Genomic DNA, 18,974 nt, shown 5'->3' on the forward strand with positions numbered 1-18,974 from the left:
AATGATTTTTGTTGTTATAAATATTATTATCTGCGCTATTCTTGTTTATATTTCATTTAGCATTGATAAAAATGTAAAGGGAAATTCTTCCAACGCAAGCCTTGTAAACTTGTTTTTGTTCTTGGGTGTTATATTTTTATTTATGGCGATTACAATTATACTCTGTCTGGACAATTCAGTGCAACATACTTTGCTTTCCAATCCAGATGGAACGCAGTCGCTTCATGTTGAGCTTCATAACTCATTTCCAGCAGCCTTGCTTTCAGGAAGATTCACTTACCTGATTATGGGCTGGTTTGCTGTGTGCAGCTGCAGCTATATGCTTGTTTTTCCGGATTATAAAAAATACAAGACTGTTACATTTTTTCAGGTTTTGCTTTTTATTCTTGCAGTTTACATGGTTTTCTTTGCTCCGAACGCATTTACTTCGGTTACGCTTGCAAAAGGAAACTTCCTTCGCATTTCTTCTGGAATCGTATTTAAAGGAAAACTGAGTGGCGCATTCAATGTTTCCTGGCTTACTTTTTACAACTTTCTTTACAGGGGTTTGATTCCGGCATTTGTTTGCGTCATGGTTATTGTCCGCGCTGAAAATACAACTTCAAAACTCAAGCAGCAGAATATGCTTCAGAATGTCTTTGGAATCATGCTTTCCTGGGTGGTTTTCTGGTATATAAATCTCTGCTCTGAAATTCATCCGGTTCTTAACAACTTTGCTCCGATTGGATTTATTCCAGAACTGTATTTCTTTGCGCGTTCAAATGGTAATGACGAAATTGTTGACGCTAGAATTCTTTTGATGGGCTTTGTGCGCCTTTTGATTGGATTTGTTGCGCCGATGCTTGCTTCCGCAGTTTTCTTTATTATTCTTCTGCCGGTTTCAAATGTTAATATTCGTATTTTTGAACTTTTGATTTATGTTGCGATTGCGTTTGTTTTCTTTGTGTTTATGCTTTTCCGCAGGAAGTTCAAGAATTCCGAGCTTTTTAGAAACAAAATGTATTCGGAAGATTTTGAGCGCGACATAACTTCAATAGATTTCAACCTTGAAGCGAATGAAATTACAGGAAGTGTATTCAATGTATTCAAAAAATATGTCGGCTCTTCTTCAATGAAAATTCTTATTGAAGATGGCGTTGGCAACATGATCTGCATTTATTCTTCTGACGGTGACAAAAGTTTTTCTACTCCGATTGACCAGTCAGTTGCGGATGTTTTATTGAACAACCATCATCAGATTGTTTTCCGCGAATTTGCCCAGACCAACAATTCCGTTGCCTCTGTAAGAAGCAAAATTCTTGGAGTAATGGACAGAACAAATTCAGATGCGATGATTATGCTGAGCGAAGGCCGCCAGTTTATCGGCTTGATTCTTCTTGGCAAAAAAATCAGCGGAAACATTTATTCTGAATACGATTACGAGGTCTTTAACAAGTTCTATTCAAATTTCTTTGTTGTAGGATATTACGTAAAGAACATCATGAACGAAGCCGTAGTTGGAACTGTAAAACGCGAAATCAGAATGTCCGGGCAGATTATTACTTCTATCCAGGAAAACATGGATTTAATAAAAAGCAAGAAAGTTGATGCTGGCTATCTTATGGTTCCTGCCCACAACATTGGCGGTGAATTTGTGGACATGATTCGCCTTACAGACACGCGGCACATTTTTGTAATCGGAGCTTTAAGCGGAAAAGGAATAGCGGCTTCAATGGGAATGGTTATCTTGAAGTCCATTATCAGAACTTTCCTTTCTGAAACCACAGACTTCAAGCTGCTTGTTGCAAAAGTGAATACATTTATCCGTGAAAATCTTCCCAAGGGAACTTTCTTTGCCGGAACTTTTGGAATTCTTGATTTCAATACAGACACAATGTATTATATCAACTGCGGAATTCCTGCGTTGCTTGTGTACACTCGCGCATATAACAATGTTATTGAAGTTCAGGGTGAAGGACATATTCTTGGATTTGTAAAAGATGTGGCTCCGTACATAAAAGTAAAGAAAGTCAAGCTTTCCGAAGGCGACATAGTTATGATTGTAACAGACGGAATCATTGATACAAAGTCTTTGCGCGGAGACATCTTCGGAAAAACAAGAACTCAAACTGCTCTTATGGAAAATTCCGGCTATCCTGCTGAAAAAATGGCGAAGTTCACTTATGATGCTCTTGTTGAATTTACTTCAAAGGAACTTGAAAACGACATTACAATACTTGTTATGAAATATTTGGGAAATCAGGCTCAGGCTTAAGATTTTATAAAAAGATTTTTAAAAGAGGCAAAAAATGAATCAGCTTGCTCTTAAAGAAAAAATTGGTGTTAACTATATGCTGCTTGAGCTTACAGGCACTTTGGATTCCTACACGATTACTGAGCTTCAGGAAAAGCTTTTTGAATATATTGCTGACACGAACGTTGTCCTTGATTCAAGCCAGATAATTCAAGTTGACTCTTCTGGCGTTGGACTTATTCTTGCAGGGCATAATGATGCGGAATCTTCCGGGACTAAGCTTTTTATAATGAATCCTTCCGAGCCGGTAAAGCGCGCTTTGGAGCGGACTGGATTTTTCGATATGTTCCATATAATTCATTCAGTTACTGAGGTTTCTGATGACTAGAAAAATTCTTTTGGCGGCTTTTGCAATTGCCGGAATTTTTTGTCTTGCAGGCTGCGAAAAAAAAGCTTATGCCCAGTCTTCAAAGCCGATTGTAAAAATTCCATCTGCGGAAGAAGAAAAGTTCAGCAGAGTTTTTCAGAAAATGTCTGCCAGAGCAAAAGAAGCCATTTGTGTTACAGAAGAAAATAAGACGGAATTTATAAAAGATCTTTATGCGATTCTTGAGGAGGAAAAAACATTCCGCCCAGATGACAAAAGCCTTTTCTTTTTAATTGACAAAAAGCACACCGTGTCTTCTTCTTATGCGCCAAAAGACTTAGTTTCTTTGAAAAAAAACAGCCTTTTTGACTTGAACAAAGCTGGAATGAAAATCCGCCCGGAAGCTTATTCTGCTTTAAATGAAATGGCGCAGGCCGCATTAAATGATGGAATAAGACTGTTGGTAAGCTCTGCCTACCGTTCTTATTCTTATCAGGAAAATCTTTTTAACTACTGGGTAAGTGTTGACGGACTTGAAGAGGCTGAACGTGAAAGCGCGCGCCCCGGAACAAGCCAGCATCAGCTTGGAACAGCAGTTGACTTTGGCTCGATTTCTGATGACTTTGACAAAACCCAGATGGGACAATGGATCTATAAAAATGCCGCTGATTACGGCTGGTCTCTTTCGTTTCCAAAAGGCTATGAAGATGTTACCGGCTACCGCTGGGAATGCTGGCACTTCCGCTACATAGGAAAAAACGCCTGCCGTTTTCAGCAGAAGTGGTTCGGCGGAATCCAGCAGTTCATGCTTGAATTTATAGACTGCTGGAAAAACACAAATTAAATTTTTACTCCCAAAAGCTTGGCGACTTCTTCCGCTGTTGTAAACTGGATTGCGTGAATTCCAATTGAAGCGGCGGCTTCGCAGTTATCTTTTCTGTCGTCAACGAACACCGTGTCTTTTGCAGGAACATTTTCCGCCTCAAGGATTATTTTCCAGAAGTTTGTGTCCGGCTTGGAAACTCCCATGTAGCACGAGCTGTATGTCTGGTCAAAAATCGCATAGTCGCCGCGCTCAAGGTGGTTAAAATAATGCGCAGAAACTGTGTTTGTTCCGCACACAACTCTGTTTCCCTCCGAACGCAAAGCCTTTACAATTGCAACAGTTTTTTCGTTTCTTACAGGATGAAAAAGCCACCTGAACCAGTCTGTTTTTACGGCAATTCCGCTTCTCTTTGAAAATTCCGCCCAGAATTCGTTTGTGTCAATTATTCCATCGGAGCAAAGACTGAACAATCCTAGGCTTTCAAGCTGACCTTTGTTTGCGCCGTCTGTTTTTTTTCCGCAGATTCTTTCAAATTCTTCAACTGAAATTCCAAGAACCTTGCTTAGCTTGTCATCTAAAACCGCGGAATTTGTTACAACGCCGCCCATGTCAAAAATATAAAGCATTTTTCCTCCAGTATTTTTATTCTGAAAATATTTTTTTTAAGTCGCAGAAGTTTTCAAGTTTTTCTATGTATTTTGAAGCTTTTCCGAATCCGTAGGAAGCCCAGATAAAAGGAATTCCTGCCTGCCTGCAAGCGTCCTCGTCTCCCTTTGTGTCGCCGATGTAAACTGCGGAATTCATTCTGTTTCTTGCCATCAGAATTTGAATGTTTTCCGCCTTGGATTTTCCTGTGCGCCCGAAGCATTCGTAGTCTTTTATAAAAGGTGAAAGTCCTGTTTTTTCCATTGTAAGCTCAATGTATCCATTTTGGCAGTTGCTTACAATGTAAAAGTTTTCCGAAGATGAAAGTTCCTTTATTGTTTCAATTACGCCAGGATATGTTATGTCGAATGTGTTTTCCCTGATTGCAATCTGCTCTTCCGTGCAGCAGTAGGACATGAGTTTGCTTTGTTCTGCCTTGCTGAGTTCCGGCCATAAGTCGCTTGCGATTGTGTCCATTGTTTTTCCGAATTCCTGCTGAAGAACCTGGGCGTTTACTTTTTTTGCCTTTAGTCCGGACATTTCAATTGCCTTGTTCCAGGCGACTGCGACAATTCCTGTTGTGTTCCAGATTGTGCCGTCTATGTCCAGAATAATTCCATTAAAACCGCTGTTTTTCATATTTTATATTATAACGAATTTTATGCTGCGTAAAAAGTATGCGGCAAATTTTTTGATAAAAACAATAATTATTGAAACGTTTCTATAAAAATTGATTTTTTTTGCTTTTTTTGTGTTGCAAAACAAAAAATCTGATTTATAATGAAAATCACCTTAGAAAGAAAAAAGGTTTATGCATTACTAATGAAGGAGGCAATTGCATGAAAAAGTTAGTAGCTACAGTTTTGGGAGTAGCATTGGTTGCGTCAGTAGCAACATCAGCACCTTGGGGAAAGAAGAAGGCTAAAGGTAAGACAACTGGCGGAAAGGTATTGAACATCGCTGTTTGGAACGACGAATTTCCAGCACGTTTTGAAAAATACTACAAATCAAAAGTTCCAGCTGGTGTAAAAGTTAACTTTATCCAGACTCCAAACCAGGGAAACGCTTATCAGAATAAGCTTGATGAAGCTCTTCTTGCACAGAACTCAGCAGCAGCAGACGAAAAGATTGATATGTTCCTTGTTGAAGCTGACTATGCATTGAAGTATGTTGACACTCCATATACTCTCGATGTAGTTAAAGACATCGGTCTTACAAAGGCTGATTTGGCCAACCAATTCAAGTATACAAAAGACATCATGACAGACTCTAAAGGAGTTCTCAAAGGTGTTTCTTGGCAGGCTTGTCCGGCTGGATTTATCTATCGCCGCTCAATCGCAAAAGCTGTTCTTGGAACAGACGATCCGGCAAAAGTACAGGAAGCTCTTTCTAACTGGGACAAGTTTGACTCAGTTGCTGCAAAGGCAAAGGCAAAGGGATACTTCATGCTTTCTGGATTCGATGATGCATTCCGTGTATTCTCTGACAACGTAAAGACAAAGTGGGTTGTAGGAAACAAAATCAAAGTTGATCCGATGATCCAGCGCTGGGTTGACATGACAAAGACATACACAGACAAGGGCTACAACAACAAGGCTAACCTTTGGTCAGCAGAAAGCTTCCAGGGTGCAAAGAAAGACGGAAAAGTATTCGGATACTTTGGACCAGCTTGGTTCATTGACTTCTGTCTTGCTCCTAACACTCTCGATGATCCTGCAAAGGGAAATGTTGTTGGAAACGGTTCTTATGGCGATTGGGCATTCTGCAAAGGACCTATGGGATTCTCATGGGGTGGAACTTGGATTTGCGGTGCAGCAGGTTCAGACAATGTTGACTTGATTAAAGACATCATGCTCACACTTACTTGCGAAAAAGACACAATGGTTCGTATTGCTACAGAAATGGGCGACTTCACAAACAACGCTCCTGCTATGCGCGAAGTTGCAGCATCTGACTACCAGAACCCATTCTTGGGTGGACAGAACCACATGGCAGTATTCATCGATTCTGCTGATTCTATCGACAAGAGCTGTATGTCTATGTACGACCAGGGTATGACAGAAAAACTTATGGCTGCTATGTCTGACTACTACAACGGAAAAGTTTCACTGGATCAGGCTTGGAACAACTTCTATACTTCTGTTATCGAACTTTATCCAAACTTGTCTAAATAATTGATGTAATTCTTATCACTGAAACCATGGCTTAATGGTTTCAGTCTCAAGGTTGCAGAAAAAAAGTGCCGCCTTTTTAAGGTGGCACTTTTTTTACCCGTTTTTTTCAATAGAAATGCTTCCCTCTATGATGTGTTGCTATTATTTCTGAGAGGATTTAATGAAAAATGATGTTAAAAAAAGTGCGAATAGAAAGCATACCATCCAGTATGACAATTGGGGATATGTTTTTATTGCGCCATTCTTTGTAATTTATATTATATTTTCGCTCATTCCGCTTTTGACAACTTTTATTTTTAGCTTGTTTGAGTATTACCGAGTAGGACTTCTTACTGTTGGACCTACTTTTATTGGTTTAGAAAATTTCAAGGCGATATTTACTGCTGGCGACAGCTTGGGAAAATATTTCCTTAATACACTTATAATGTGGGTCATGGGGTTTGTTCCGCAGATTATAATTTCTTTGCTTCTTGCTGTTTGGTTTACAAATACAGAACTTAACCTTAAAGGTCAGGGATTCTTTAAGACAGTTATTTACATGCCTAACTTGATTATGGCGGCGACATTCGCAATGTTGTTCTTTACTTTGTTCTCGCCTAACGGTCCTGTAAACGGCATGATTCGCTCTATTGTTGACAAAACAAATGAAACAGCACTTGGACTTGGTGCGGCTGAGCCAATGAAGCCAATCTACTTCTTTACTTCTACGGCTTGGACTAGAACTTTGGTTGCTACAATGAACTTCCTTATGTGGTACGGAAACACAACAATCTTGCTTATGGCTGGTGTTATGGGAATTGATAACAGCCTCTTTGAAGCAGCCCGCATAGATGGAGCTTCTCCTTCACAGGTGTTCTTTAAAGTTACAATGCCGTTGCTTTTACCGATTTTCGTTTATGTTTTCATTACTTCTTTGATTGGTGGTATCCAGATGTTCGATGTTCCGCAGATTTTGACAAATTCTGCCGGTACTCCAGATAGAACCACAATGACTATTATCATGAAGCTTAACAATCATCTTCAGAGCAAGAACTACGGACCTGCAGGAGCTATTTCTGTACTTCTGTTTGCAGTTACTGGTGTTTTAAGCGGACTTGTTTATAAGATTACTATGAGCAAGTACCAGAATAAAAGATAGGAGATAATTTTATGGAGAAATTAAAAAGTCAGGCGAAAATGCTTTCTACCAGAAGATTTATCTGCTATGCAGTTCTGGTTCTTTTGGCGATTCTTTCATTGTTTCCATTCTATATCATGGTTGTCAATGCGACTCGCTCACATCCGCAGATTCAGAGTGGATTCTCTGCTATCCCTGGAACTCAGCTTTGGCTTCATATCAAGCAGTTTATAAAGAGTGAACGCTGGTTTGATGTTGTTGCTGGTCAGCAGGTTGAACGCAAGGTTTACGGAACAAGCTATCCTATTTTTCGCGGTCTTGGTAACAGTTTCCTTGTTGCTATTTTTACAGCTGCGTTTACAACTTACTTTAGCGCAATGACTGCCTATGGAATTTATATGTACAATTTCAAAGGCAAAAAGAGCGCGTTTAAGTTCATCATGGCAGTTATGATGGTTCCAACACAGGTTTCTACACTTGGATTCTTGCAGTTGATTACAAAGCTTGGAATTATGAATTCTTATATTCCTCTTATTATTCCTGCGATTGCGGCGCCGGTTGTTTTCTTCTATATGTATCAGTCAATGGAAGCGACTTTGCCTTATTCAATTGTTGAAGCAGCCCGTGTAGACGGAAGTAATGAGTTCTATACTTTCAATGCGATTGTTTGTCCTATGCTCAAGCCAGCGTTTGCAGTTCAGTCAATCTTTGCATTCGTTAGTTCCTGGAACAACTACTTTGTTCCAGCTCTCGTAATCAGTGACAAAAAGCTTTGGACAGTTCCGATTGTTATTGCAAATGCCCGTTCTGCTGACTACATGATGTTTGACTTGGGTGTTAACTATACACTTATGACTGTTGCTATTCTTCCTTTGATTGTGATTTACTTCTTACTTTCAAGATACATTATTGGCGGTGTAACTGCTGGTGGTGTAAAAGAGTAGGGCTTTCATTTGCCAGACTTATGCCGGATTGCATTTGCAGTCCGGTTTTTTTTATGCTTAATCCATATTCTTAATTGCCCAGTTGCTGAATATATTGTATATTATCTGATATAGCAAAATTTCTACTTGAGGTAAAAATGAACGATAAAAAAGATGATGACAAGAAGCAGACTGAAAATGATCCGTATGATTTTTTCAAGCTTTCTGCAGACAATGAAAAGGGAGACAATAAGCCTTCTGGAAATGGTCCGCAGAAAGGTCCGCCTTTTTGGACAATCCTTTTGGTTCTTGCCGGTGTTCTTATAGCCGTGAACATGATGTTTTCTTCCAAGCCAACTGATTTGATTGATTTTTCGGAATTCAGGAATCTTATAGATCAGGGGCAGATTGTCCGTGTTGAGCTTGGTGAGAATTATTTTACTGGCTATACTTCGCATTCTGCAGGTACTTCTCAGCCTTCACGATTTGGCTTTATGGGAATGTCTCTTGGAACTGAAAGCGGCGGGGTCTACAGAACTTCTGGCGTTCTCATGGAAGGTTTTATTGAATTTCTTGATGAAAAAGGCGTGGACTACAAATTTGTAACTCGTCAGAACAATTATCTTATTCAGCTTTTGCTTAATCTTGTGATTCCATTTGGCTTTATTTTCTTAATGTATTTCTTTATTTTCAGAAAAATGGGCGGCGGAATGGGCGGAATGGGTTCTATTCTTGGCGGCGGCGGAAGATCAAAGGCTGTTGATGAAGGAAAGGTTAAGACTCGTTTTCAGGATGTGGCAGGTGTTGATGAAGCAAAAGAAGAATTGATGGAGCTTGTTGACTTTTTGAAGCAGCCTAAGAAATATACTGATATAGGCGGAAAAATTCCAAAAGGCGCGTTGCTTGTGGGACCTCCGGGAACAGGAAAAACTTTGCTTGCGCGTGCTGTTGCAGGTGAAGCCGGTGTTCCGTTTTTTAGGATTTCCGGTTCTGATTTTGTTGAAATGTTTGTTGGTGTTGGCGCAAGCCGTGTTCGCGATTTGTTCCGTTCTGCCCGTGAAAAAGCTCCATGCATTATCTTTATTGATGAGCTTGATGCTATAGGCAAGAGCCGTGTAAATAATCTTGGCGGAAACGATGAGCGCGAGCAGACACTGAATCAGCTTTTGGTTGAAATGGACGGATTTGACAATGAAAAGGGACTTATAATTCTTGCTGCCACAAACCGCCCTGACATTTTGGATCCTGCACTTTTGCGTCCTGGACGTTTTGACCGTCAGATTGTAGTTGACAAGCCGGATGTAAAAGGCCGTGAAGAAATTCTTAGGCTTCATGCAAAGAATGTGAAAATAGATCCAAGCGTTGATTTTTCCGCAGTTGCCCATGCTACAAGCGGATTTGCCGGCGCAGACTTGGCAAATATTGTAAATGAAGCGGCTCTTCTTGCTGTTCGTGCTGGAAGAAAAGTTGTTCTTATGGATGATTTTGACGAAGCAATAGAAAAAACTTTGGTCGGTCTAAAAAAGAAATCCCGCGTTGTAAAGGAAAATGAGCGCAAGATTGTGGCTTACCATGAAACTGGTCATGCACTTGTTGCGGCGTTTACTCCTGGAAGCGATCCAGTTCATAAGATTACAATTATTCCGCGTGGAATGGGCGCTTTGGGATATACTTTGCAACGTTCGGAAGATGACCAGTTTCTATATAGCAAAAAAGAGCTTATGGGACAGGTAGATGTTCTTTTGGGCGGACGTGCGGCTGAGCAGATAATTTTTGGTGAAATAAGCACAGGAGCTTCAAATGATATTAGCCGTGCAACCGATATTATCAAGCGCATGATTACAGATTACGGAATGAGCGAAAAATTCAAGAATGTTACTCTTGGAAAAAGTGGAAGAGGTTATGGAACTCAGGAGCCTGAGCTTGTCCGCGAATTTTCAGAAGATACTCAGAAATATGTGGATGACGAAATTGCCCGTGTTATGGAAGAACGTTATCAGTTTGTCCTGAAAACTTTGAAAAAACACGGAAATCTTCTTGAATACATTGCGCAGCGTCTTCTTGAAAAAGAAACAATGGATGGCAAGGAATTCCAGGAAATCGTAAAGGCTGAAGATCATTGCAATGAGCTTGAATCAACTGCTGTAAAAAATTCTTCTGAAGAAAAGGAAAAGCCTAAACGAGCAAGAAAACCTCGTGCTAAAAAAGACGTAACAGAAGAAAAATAATTTCATTAAGCTCTGGTTATTTGCCAGGGCTTTTTTTTCGGAAAGTTAAATAGCCCAAATGTCGAGTTTTTAAAAGAACAGTAATTTAAGTATCATTACCGTGCTACGGGAATCTGTTGGAAATTTTCGATAGATTATCGGGTCAAGCCCGATAATGACATAAAATTATAAAACTCGAAATTAAGGGTAAATAAAAAGTTGGCTTTCCTTAATTTTCTCCGAGCGTGAATCCGTAGTAATTATGTCCGGGAAACACTTTTGTGTCGTCTGGAAGTTCTGTGTAAATTCTATTCAGGCTGTGCTTCATATCCGCATCGCTTCCGCTGAAAAGATCCGTGCGCCCCCAAGAACGGTGAAAAACTGTGTCGCCGCTTATTAGAAGTTTTTCATTTTGATTATATAGGCAGCAAGACCCTTTTGTGTGTCCGGGTGTGTGAAGAATTTTCCAGTTTTCAAGAAGCGGAATATTCTGTATATATGAAGAAAGATTTGTGTTGTCAGAAATTAAAAAATCTGCTTCTGGAAGATTTGAAACAAAGGGCAAAAACTCAAGGAAATTCATTGGCTCAAGTGAAATTCTTTGCAAAATTTCACTTCCGTTTCCTATAAAATGCGCGTCGTTCGAATTAATAAGAATTTTTACATCAGGAAATTTTTGCTTTATTGCATTCAGTCCTGCCACATGGTCAAAATGTCCGTGGGTTAAAAATATAACTTTCGGAACAAGATTATTTTCTTTCAAATAGGAAAAAAACTTGTCCTCGTCATTTGAGAATTTGCAGCAGGCTGGATCTACAATCAATGCGTCAGAACCTTTCAATCTTACAATGTAAGTATTAACGCTAAAAGGTCCTGTTTGTATGGCATGAATCAATATGCTTCACCGTTTCCAAAGTGAGATTTTACCTGACCGTCATCAGTTGTTTCTGAATATGGCTTATCTTCAGCTGGTGCATTGTCCATTGAAGCCGCGAATGCGCTCTGTTCTGCCGCAATTTTTGCTTCTTCTGTGTTTGCCGATGTGTCTGCGTGCGCGTCATTTACAACATTTGCAGGTATTGTATCTTCTGAAACGACAGACTCTGTTGAAGCTGATTCTGTGTTTTCAGGAACTTCATTTTCATCCTTTTTGCGTGAATAGCTTACGCTCAATTTTCTTCCGCGGTATTCATATTCGTTTAATGCTTTTATTGTCTTGTCGCAGTCTTCCGCAAAGAGAGTTATAAAAGAATAGTTTGAAAGAACTCTGATTTCTCCAATGCGTGAACGTTCAAGACCTGCAACACTTACGAGAAGCCCGACTAAATCTCTTGGAAAAACTCCGCGGCTTCTTCCAACGCTTATAAAAATTGTGTCTGCAACAGAAGGATCGATTGTTACACGTGGTGATTTTTCTGTGCGTTCTTTGCGTTCTTCTGAATTTCTTTCTGACTGGCGGCTTTCATTTCTTGAAAAACGTTCATTTCTGTCTGAACGTCCGAATTTTTCTGTTTTTTCTGTGCGGCTGAAGCGGTTACTTTTGAATCCTGAATTTGCATTTTTGATGAGCAATGCTGCTACATAGCTTCTGCGCGAAAACGGAACATTTTTTTTGAAAAGCTTTTTAATCTGCTTTAATGTTTCAATTTCTGCATTGCTTGCTTTTTCTACGCGGTTTACTGCATCTTTCAAAAACGATGCGATGTTTTCTTCATTCAATTTAAAACCTTCACGGTTATTGTTGTATGCCATAATTAAACTCCTGTAACTAACTAAGGCTCTTTTCTGAATCTGCCGCTGCATGGCTTTTCAGAATAAAAAATTAATCTTTTAATAAATCTACAATATAGCCGGATCCTAGCTTTTCAAAAGAAAACTGGCTTAATAAATGTTCCATGGATTCCGGAATAATTGTATTTGAAAATAAAACCCACTGAATTCCGCTGTTTTTTGCTTTTTCCAGACATTTTTGGAAAAGTTCCTTTCCTATGCCTAAGCCACGGTAATTCTGAAAGACAAAAAAATCAGTAACTACAACTGTTTTTTTTGCCGAGGACGGACATGATGAAAATAAAATGCAGCCTAAAAATTCTTTTAAATGAGAATAGCAAACAAAACCATACTTATTCTCACTTTTAGAAAAAGCTGACTGGTAACGCCACATTGCAGCAATGGAAATCCCAATCTCGCCTTCAAAGCTGTCTTTATATTCTTCTGCCATTATTTCAACTGCACGATCAACGCATTCCTTGTCCCTGCCAGAATCGTATTCCTTGAACTCAAAATCATTCCGAACGAGGTCTTCCATTTCATCTATGGAATCTTCTTCAAGAAGCTCAAGTCCCCAAGTCTCGCGCAAGTCATTGTACCATTCGTTGATTTTAGAAAGCATCCTCTTTGTTTTGAATGCAAACCATCTTTTTTCAACATCTGGATACGCTTTTAGAATATTCTTAAAATTTCTGAACACCCCCCTTCTGCTTTGCAAGCATCTTTTTAATTCATTCCTCGCTAAAGGTGAACGGCAAGTTTCTGAAAAGGCTTCCATAAGATTAAAACCGTCATCGCTTGTCCAGTTTGGCAAGGAATAAACTTTGTTTTCATCTATTTTTAAGTCTTCTGCCGGATTGTCAAAATTTTTTATGAAGCTTACAACCTTATTTTCCGCGGCATTGAATGCGCTTTGGGAATTTTGGTCTTCCATGGCAAACATAATGTCATTTTTAATGGAATCTGTAAGCTCGAATGTCATTTTGAAAAAGTCAGGCTAAGTCTTTGCGGTTTGTAATTACTTTGCAGATAAGTCCGTATTGAACCGCCTCTTCTGAATTAAGCCAGTAGTCGCGGTCAGTGTCCTTTGACACCTTTTCTAATGAAGTTCCTGTCTGCTCAGAAATTATCTCGTTTATCTTTGTGCGTGTCTTTGCGAGTTCTGCGGCATGAATTTCGATGTCTGTCGCAACACCTTTCATTCCGCTTGAAGGCTGATGAATCAGGTAGCTTGAATGCGGAAGTCCAAGCCTGCGTTCTTTTGGAACAGAAAGAAGGATCAACGCCGCTGCGCTTGCAATAAGACCAGTTCCGATTATATAAACAGGCGCATTTATAAAACGGATTGTGTCAAAAATTGCAAATCCTGCATAAACATCTCCGCCAGGACTGTCAATATAAATGTAAATTGGCTTGTCGTTGTCTGCTTCAAGAATTAAAAGCTGTCTTATAATTTTTTCTGCAAGCTCTTCACAGATTTCACCGCTTAAAAGGATTTGTCTTGTTTTTAAAAATTTCTCTGCAAGAGGATCTGGGGCTGAGTTTTCAGCTTTTTTTTCTTCTTTTTCATCTTCTAAAACGATACCATCGATTTTTTTGATCATTTTTACTCCAAAACAGACTGCAATATAAGAAACAGCCATGCTAGAAATATACTATAAATCTGCTATATTTTCAATAATCTTTGCCAGGGCAAACGCATTATAAATGTATTCATCATAAAACTGGTTCCCAGGCACGGTTTCGTGCTTCAAAATCGCGCAATAATGCGCTACACGCTGATTGTTGCAAAGTAACTATAGAATTGCCCGCTCATGCGGTCGCAACAATCAGAGTGTTTTTGCCTCACGAACCGTTCCTTCGCGCAATCTTTACTTAAATTATTTATAATGCGTTTGCCCTGTAATCTTTGCTGATTTCCAAAATTCCATCATTTTATTGTCATTTTCGGCTTTCATTTCAAGATTTTCCTGGTTCATACTTTTTTCAACAAACTTGAATCTTGCGCTGAACTTGTTTATGGCTCTTTCAAGCGCAACAGACGGATCTACATTAAGTTTGCGGCTTAAATTTACACATGACAAAAGCAAATCTCCAACTTCTTCTTCTGTGTTTTCTGGCAAAGATTCCTTTACTTCAGTTAATTCTTCCTTTATTTTATCGTAAGCTTGTTGTGTTGCACGCCAGTCAAAGCCTTCTTTTGCAGCTTTCTTTAAAATTTTAAATGCCTTTAAAAGCGGCGGAAATCCTTTTGGTACAGAATCAATTGCGCTTTCCTGTTTTCTGCCTTCCACATTGTCTTTTATTTTGTCCCACTGCGCTTTTACATCTGATGCGCTTTGAATTTTTGTTGAACGATTGGTTTCGCTTGCATTTTCAAAAATATGAGGATGCCTTCGGATAAGTTTTTCGCAAACTTCATTTAAAACTTGATCGATTGTAAATTCGTTTTCTTCTTCAAAGCATTTTGCAATGAAAATAAGATTGAAAAACACATCGCCAAGTTCTTCACGTACGTGGCTTGGGCTTTTTTCTGTTATCGCATCAACGGTTTCAAAGGTTTCTTCTATTAACGTGCTTCTTAATGTCTGCGGCGTCTGAATTTTATCCCAAGGGCATTCTTTGCGCAGAATATTTGCAAGTTCAAAAAGCCTGTTGAATGAAGCCGCAGACAATGAAATGTTTTCTATTTTCTTTGTAAGTTCTGATTTTTCCATAAAATAATTTTTTTTACTTTGTTTCTGGAATAACTTTTTTCTTTCCCCATTCAGAAATTAGTTTTTCTGGTTGTGATGAAGTCAAAATTTTTGAAAAAAGAATATTTGCCTGTGAAAAAACTTGTGAAAGTATTATTTTTTCATCTTCTGAAAATATGCCTAGCACAAAATCAGCGACGCTTCCATGGACAGGTTTTCCAACTCCGAATCTTAGCCTCCAAAAATCCGCAGTTCCAAGATGTTCCTTTATTGAGCGAAGTCCGTTGTGTCCTCCAAGTCCTCCAGACCATTTTAAACTGACTGTTCCAAGCGGAAGTTCAATTTCATCATGCAGAATAAGAATGTTTTCCGGTTTTATTTTAAAGAAACGGGCAGCTTCTCCAACAGCTTCTCCGCTTAAATTCATGTAAGTCAAAGGCTTCATAAAGTAAATTTTGTCTGGAACATTTGAAGCTATGGGCAAAGTACCGTCTTGTCTTAGTTTTATAAGTGAAAAATCTTTTAGCCAATTTAAAAAGTCTTCATAGTCAACACAAGAAAACTCTGATTTATGTTTTGACTGCCAAGAAATTTTTGATGCAAACGGAAGCTGTTCTTCAAAAATCCATGGAACATTATGTCTTGTGCCTGAATATTCCTTTCCATAGTTTCCTAAAAATGCAATTAGCTGAATCATGCGTGCATTATAGGCTATAAAACTTTTGAATTCAATAATCTGAAAGCTTTCTAAAGCGAAATGAGATTGCTAAAAAGCATTTACAGGTGAAAGACCTTCTTTTCTTACTGTGCCAGGGGAAATTCCAAATCTTGCGCGGTAGGAATTTATAAAATACGCCGGGTTTGAAAATCCGCATTCTTTTGCAATATCCTGAATTTTCATTCCTGTAAGTGAAAGAAGTTTATGGCTTTCTTCTAATCTAAAAAGGTTAAGGTATGCAGAAATTCCAATTCCCATTTCCTTGTGAAAAATACGTGTAAGATAATCCGGGTCAACTCCAACTTGGTCTGCAAGCGTATTTCTGCTGATTTTTTTAGAAAGATTTTTGTTCATATAAAGAATTGCGTACTTTACAATAGAACCTGTCCTTGAAGGAAGAACTGGCTGTTTTTTTGACATAAGATTTTTCAGCCGCTCAACAAACTGGCTGGATTGCGAAACTGACTGGTTGCATATAATTACGTTTGAAAAATCAGAGATTGAATTTAGATTGTTAAGTTCTTTAAAGTTTTCTGCTGTAATTAGAACTGGAACAAAGATTAGTTTTTCATTTTTCCGCACTTCAAGAATGTCCGCGTCTTGTATGCTGTCAAAAACAATCAAATCTGGAGCAAATCTTGTGGCTAAAGTGGAAAGAAATGTAACAGATGAAATTACTTCCGTTTCATTTTCTTTTGCAAGAATCTTTAAAAGAGGTGTCTGGTTTCCTATAAAAATTATTTTCCGTGGTTTCCATTGAATCATAGAAACTCCGCGCAGCCAAATTTTGTATCATTGAACTGCAAAAACTGCTCTATAATTTCTTTTGCTTCTTTATTTACTTCTGAAATTCTTTTTGCGCCGTTTTTTATCTTGATGAGCGGATTTATATAGCGTCTTTTTACTTGCAAATCGACACAGAAAAAGCCTTTTATTTCACTTTCTGAACGTAAAATCTTTTTCATTCCACGGAATGTCCTGAAATACTTTGAAAATTCCCAGGAAGGATTTTCTTCTGCGGATTTTGTAAATATTTCTATAAGTTCTTTTTCAGAAAATGTAAAAAGCTCACTTGGTTTTATAATTTTATTTTCTTCTGCAAGTTTCAGTATATCAGCCATAAGCTGCATTGCAATTTTGTCTTCATTCTGCTGAAGAATCGTGCTTGTCTGAATGAATTTTTTTGTGTAAATTAGGCATTCATTCTCTTCTGAAAACCCCAACTCTGGAAGTCCTTTTTCATTTTCCAAGACATTTATGTGATTGTAGCTGTTTTCTATTTCTGTTAAAGTCCAAATAGAATCCAATGCCGCTCCGCTCGGATACATATATTCCAAACGGTCTGCGCTTAGGCCCGGAATTTCGTTGTCGGCAACAGGATAGATATGGTAGTCGTTTACTTCTGCAACTTTTATTCCGTCTTGCTTTAAAAATTCAAGAAGTTCCAAGTCATTTTCTATTAACTGCGCATTTAAATTTTCTGTGCTGCTTTGTGTAAGCGCATCTCCGTTTTTAAAATCAGAAACGTGGCTGAATGCAGGTGTTGAAACATCATGAAGGAGAGCTGCGATTGTCTGTTTTTTGTCCTTTGTGAAATTCCAGACAATTAAAGCAGTTCCTATTGAATGGTCGAGCCGTGAATAAAAAAAACTGTTATGAAAAAGAGGCGTCCAGTCGGTTCCGCATAAAAGTCCCACACCTTCAAGACGTTTTAAAATAGGCAATGAAATATATTTACTTAGAAAATCCGGTGTTTTTTTGCATAGAATTTTGTGGTATTTGGCTGCAAAATTTTCTTTCATAAATATATTCCAAGTAGTTTCAGCAGCTTAAACAAAATAAACTGCTGAATGTGCTTTTATTTTGCAAGGCATTTGTCAAGTTCTGCGGAAATCTTTTCTTTGTCTAGATTCTGACCGATTATACAGAGCTTAATCATTCTGTCGCCTACATCTTTATCCCATTCATCCTTTATTTTTGGATTTTCTTCAAGGATTTTTTTCTGCTCAGCTGGTGAACAGGCAGCAACCCACTGTCCGGAATATCCAGCTTGAATCTGTCTGCCGGATGTTTCAAACACCCAAGCCATCTCTGGCTCATCTGCAAACCACATAAGACCTTTGCAACGGATTATATTTCGAGGCCATGTGTTTGCATATTCATCCAAAAGCTGGCGATCAAACGGTTTTCTTCTATAATAGATGAAAGTTCCTATTCCGTACTCGTCTTCACTTTCTCCTTCGTGACGGTGCTCATGATGATGGTGATGCCCGTGTTCTTCATGGTCGTGCTCATCGTGTTCGTGGTGATGATGTTCTTCGTGCTCTTCTTCACGGTGATGGTGCTCTTCGTGATGTTCATCTTCAACTTCGTCTTCTTCAAGATGCTTGCACCAACCTGCGCTTGCATAAACGCTGTCAAATTCAAAGGAATTTGTTCCCATGATTTCTTTTACATCTACATCGCCATGGCTTGTTTCAATTATCTTTACACCTGGGTGAAGAACTTCGATAACTTTGCGTACTTTCTTGAATTCTTCATCAGAAACCAAGTCTTTTTTGTTGATTACAAGAGTAGAACAGAATTCAATCTGCTGAACAAGAAGGCTTTCTACGTCTTCTTCCTCAATGGAATCCTTTTTCAAGAGCTTGTCTCCACCTGCAAATTCATCTACAAGACGTGCTGCGTCAACAACACCTACAACATTGTCAACATTTCCGTTCTTTATTGTTTCAAGTTCCTGAACAATAGGCATTGGCTCGCATACACCGCTTGCTTCAATCATAATATAGTCGAATTTTCCGCTCTTTATGAGATTCTCTATATTCTGTGCGAGCTGAGTTTTGAGTGTGCAGCAGATACATCCGTTTGTTAAAGGAACAATGCTTGATGTGTCTGTAATTTTTGCCCCGTCGGCAATAAGTTTTTCGTCAAAATTCACTTCACCGATGTCATTTACAATAACTGCGACTTTATATCCTTCCTGATTTGAAAGAACTTTGTTTAGAAGAGTTGTTTTTCCTGCTCCAAGATAACCGCATAGGAGTGTTATAGGTGTTAATTTCTTCATAAATTCCTCTATAAATATGTTTTGGACATCTCTAAAAACTCAATTTACAGTTCACTTTTAGAGATGCCTACGAGTTTTAATTTGTTATAATAGCACGAATTAAAACATCGCATTTTCAGAGTTGTTTCTAAAAACTGAAACTTTTAGAAACTCCCTTTGTGTAAAAGATAATACTAAATTTTAGATAAAAAGACAAATTTAAATGAAAATAACTGACTTTTTAAGTTT

The 18,974-nt window shown here is 38.6% G+C and carries 18 protein-coding genes; 7 read left to right on the forward strand and 11 right to left on the reverse strand.

Annotated features, from left to right (window positions below):
• The first annotated feature begins 1 nt into the window (after position 1).
• The 3 genes from TRESU_RS14055 to TRESU_RS03135 are packed head-to-tail and all read left to right on the forward strand — an operon-like array spanning position 2 to position 3,444.
• Positions 2-2,254, forward strand: coding sequence for a PP2C family protein-serine/threonine phosphatase (locus TRESU_RS14055; RefSeq protein ID WP_013700862.1), 2,253 nt, complete (start codon positions 2-4; stop codon positions 2,252-2,254).
• 34 nt (positions 2,255-2,288) lie between these two features.
• A complete protein-coding gene (locus tag TRESU_RS03130) occupies positions 2,289-2,621 on the forward strand; it encodes an STAS domain-containing protein (protein WP_013700863.1) in 333 nt (110 codons plus the stop codon).
• On the forward strand, positions 2,614-3,444 hold the full coding sequence (locus TRESU_RS03135) for a M15 family metallopeptidase (RefSeq protein ID WP_013700864.1): 831 nt from the start codon (positions 2,614-2,616) through the stop codon (positions 3,442-3,444). Before TRESU_RS03130 ends, TRESU_RS03135 begins: the two co-directional genes overlap by 8 nt.
• Here the strand turns inward: TRESU_RS03135 and TRESU_RS03140 are convergent.
• Together TRESU_RS03140 and TRESU_RS03145 are read right to left on the reverse strand one after the other, a co-directional pair.
• Positions 3,441-4,052, reverse strand: a complete 612-nt coding sequence (locus TRESU_RS03140; protein WP_013700865.1) for an HAD family hydrolase — start codon at positions 4,050-4,052, stop codon at positions 3,441-3,443. The genes TRESU_RS03135 and TRESU_RS03140 overlap by 4 nt on opposite strands.
• A 16-nt stretch (positions 4,053-4,068) precedes the next feature.
• Complete coding sequence (locus TRESU_RS03145) at positions 4,069-4,710, reverse strand: HAD family hydrolase (RefSeq protein ID WP_013700866.1); 642 nt, start codon at positions 4,708-4,710, stop codon at positions 4,069-4,071.
• Positions 4,711-4,910: 200 nt separating this feature from the next.
• Here TRESU_RS03145 and TRESU_RS03150 point away from each other — a divergent pair, with 200 nt between their 5' ends.
• From TRESU_RS03150 to ftsH, 4 genes are all read left to right on the forward strand, one after another.
• A complete protein-coding gene (locus tag TRESU_RS03150) occupies positions 4,911-6,245 on the forward strand; it encodes an ABC transporter substrate-binding protein (protein ID WP_013700867.1) in 1,335 nt (444 codons plus the stop codon).
• Positions 6,246-6,405: 160 nt separating this feature from the next.
• Complete coding sequence (locus TRESU_RS03155; protein ID WP_013700868.1) at positions 6,406-7,383, forward strand: carbohydrate ABC transporter permease; 978 nt, start codon at positions 6,406-6,408, stop codon at positions 7,381-7,383.
• Between the two features lie 11 nt (positions 7,384-7,394).
• Positions 7,395-8,306, forward strand: coding sequence for a carbohydrate ABC transporter permease (locus TRESU_RS03160; RefSeq protein ID WP_013700869.1), 912 nt, complete (start codon positions 7,395-7,397; stop codon positions 8,304-8,306).
• Positions 8,307-8,443: 137 nt separating this feature from the next.
• Positions 8,444-10,513: an ATP-dependent zinc metalloprotease FtsH gene (gene ftsH, locus TRESU_RS03165; protein WP_013700870.1), complete on the forward strand. Its 2,070-nt coding sequence runs from the start codon at positions 8,444-8,446 to the stop codon at positions 10,511-10,513.
• 208 nt (positions 10,514-10,721) lie between these two features.
• Here ftsH and TRESU_RS03170 read toward each other — a convergent pair whose 3' ends face one another.
• The 9 genes from TRESU_RS03170 to TRESU_RS03210 form a co-directional block, all read right to left on the reverse strand.
• Positions 10,722-11,387 (reverse strand): MBL fold metallo-hydrolase, encoded by a 666-nt coding sequence (locus tag TRESU_RS03170; RefSeq protein ID WP_013700871.1) that lies wholly within the window; start codon positions 11,385-11,387, stop codon positions 10,722-10,724.
• Positions 11,384-12,244 carry a DbpA RNA binding domain-containing protein gene (locus TRESU_RS03175; protein ID WP_013700872.1) on the reverse strand — a complete coding sequence of 287 codons (861 nt, stop codon included), beginning with the start codon at positions 12,242-12,244 and terminating at the stop codon, positions 11,384-11,386. Before TRESU_RS03175 ends, TRESU_RS03170 begins: the two co-directional genes overlap by 4 nt.
• 70 nt (positions 12,245-12,314) lie before the next feature.
• Positions 12,315-13,244 carry a GNAT family N-acetyltransferase gene (locus TRESU_RS14060; protein ID WP_013700873.1) on the reverse strand — a complete coding sequence of 310 codons (930 nt, stop codon included), beginning with the start codon at positions 13,242-13,244 and terminating at the stop codon, positions 12,315-12,317.
• Positions 13,245-13,254: 10 nt separating this feature from the next.
• A complete protein-coding gene (locus TRESU_RS03185; RefSeq protein ID WP_041612183.1) occupies positions 13,255-13,866 on the reverse strand; it encodes an ATP-dependent Clp protease proteolytic subunit in 612 nt (203 codons plus the stop codon).
• Between the two features lie 276 nt (positions 13,867-14,142).
• A complete protein-coding gene (gene mazG / locus TRESU_RS03190) occupies positions 14,143-14,979 on the reverse strand; it encodes a nucleoside triphosphate pyrophosphohydrolase (protein WP_013700875.1) in 837 nt (278 codons plus the stop codon).
• 13 nt (positions 14,980-14,992) lie between these two features.
• On the reverse strand, positions 14,993-15,655 hold the full coding sequence (gene pth, locus TRESU_RS03195) for an aminoacyl-tRNA hydrolase (protein WP_013700876.1): 663 nt from the start codon (positions 15,653-15,655) through the stop codon (positions 14,993-14,995).
• A gap of 69 nt (positions 15,656-15,724) precedes the next feature.
• Positions 15,725-16,441, reverse strand: a complete 717-nt coding sequence (locus tag TRESU_RS03200; RefSeq protein WP_013700877.1) for a helix-turn-helix transcriptional regulator — start codon at positions 16,439-16,441, stop codon at positions 15,725-15,727.
• On the reverse strand, positions 16,438-17,478 hold the full coding sequence (locus TRESU_RS03205; RefSeq protein ID WP_013700878.1) for an HD domain-containing protein: 1,041 nt from the start codon (positions 17,476-17,478) through the stop codon (positions 16,438-16,440). The genes TRESU_RS03200 and TRESU_RS03205 overlap by 4 nt, the downstream gene beginning before the upstream one ends.
• A 56-nt stretch (positions 17,479-17,534) precedes the next feature.
• A complete protein-coding gene (locus TRESU_RS03210; RefSeq protein WP_013700879.1) occupies positions 17,535-18,746 on the reverse strand; it encodes a CobW family GTP-binding protein in 1,212 nt (403 codons plus the stop codon).
• Between the last annotated feature and the right edge of the window lie 228 nt (positions 18,747-18,974).

The organism is Treponema succinifaciens DSM 2489, from assembly GCF_000195275.1.
Classification (GTDB): domain Bacteria; phylum Spirochaetota; class Spirochaetia; order Treponematales; family Treponemataceae; genus Treponema_D; species Treponema_D succinifaciens.

Coding starts and splice junctions, on each gene's coding strand:
- TRESU_RS03160 (WP_013700869.1), top strand. CDS start 7,395: ATGGAGAAATTAAAAAGTCAGGCGAAAATGCTTTCTACCAGAAGATTT.
- TRESU_RS03135 (WP_013700864.1), top strand. CDS start 2,614: ATGACTAGAAAAATTCTTTTGGCGGCTTTTGCAATTGCCGGAATTTTT.
- pth (WP_013700876.1), bottom strand. CDS start 15,655: ATGATTCAGCTAATTGCATTTTTAGGAAACTATGGAAAGGAATATTCA.
- TRESU_RS03205 (WP_013700878.1), bottom strand. CDS start 17,478: ATGAAAGAAAATTTTGCAGCCAAATACCACAAAATTCTATGCAAAAAA.
- TRESU_RS03145 (WP_013700866.1), bottom strand. CDS start 4,710: ATGAAAAACAGCGGTTTTAATGGAATTATTCTGGACATAGACGGCACA.
- TRESU_RS14055 (WP_013700862.1), top strand. CDS start 2: ATGATTTTTGTTGTTATAAATATTATTATCTGCGCTATTCTTGTTTAT.
- ftsH (WP_013700870.1), top strand. CDS start 8,444: ATGAACGATAAAAAAGATGATGACAAGAAGCAGACTGAAAATGATCCG.
- TRESU_RS03140 (WP_013700865.1), bottom strand. CDS start 4,052: ATGCTTTATATTTTTGACATGGGCGGCGTTGTAACAAATTCCGCGGTT.
- TRESU_RS14060 (WP_013700873.1), bottom strand. CDS start 13,244: ATGACATTCGAGCTTACAGATTCCATTAAAAATGACATTATGTTTGCC.
- TRESU_RS03200 (WP_013700877.1), bottom strand. CDS start 16,441: ATGATTCAATGGAAACCACGGAAAATAATTTTTATAGGAAACCAGACA.
- TRESU_RS03155 (WP_013700868.1), top strand. CDS start 6,406: ATGAAAAATGATGTTAAAAAAAGTGCGAATAGAAAGCATACCATCCAG.
- TRESU_RS03175 (WP_013700872.1), bottom strand. CDS start 12,244: ATGGCATACAACAATAACCGTGAAGGTTTTAAATTGAATGAAGAAAAC.
- TRESU_RS03150 (WP_013700867.1), top strand. CDS start 4,911: ATGAAAAAGTTAGTAGCTACAGTTTTGGGAGTAGCATTGGTTGCGTCA.
- mazG (WP_013700875.1), bottom strand. CDS start 14,979: ATGGAAAAATCAGAACTTACAAAGAAAATAGAAAACATTTCATTGTCT.
- TRESU_RS03130 (WP_013700863.1), top strand. CDS start 2,289: ATGAATCAGCTTGCTCTTAAAGAAAAAATTGGTGTTAACTATATGCTG.
- TRESU_RS03185 (WP_041612183.1), bottom strand. CDS start 13,866: ATGATCAAAAAAATCGATGGTATCGTTTTAGAAGATGAAAAAGAAGAA.
- TRESU_RS03210 (WP_013700879.1), bottom strand. CDS start 18,746: ATGAAGAAATTAACACCTATAACACTCCTATGCGGTTATCTTGGAGCA.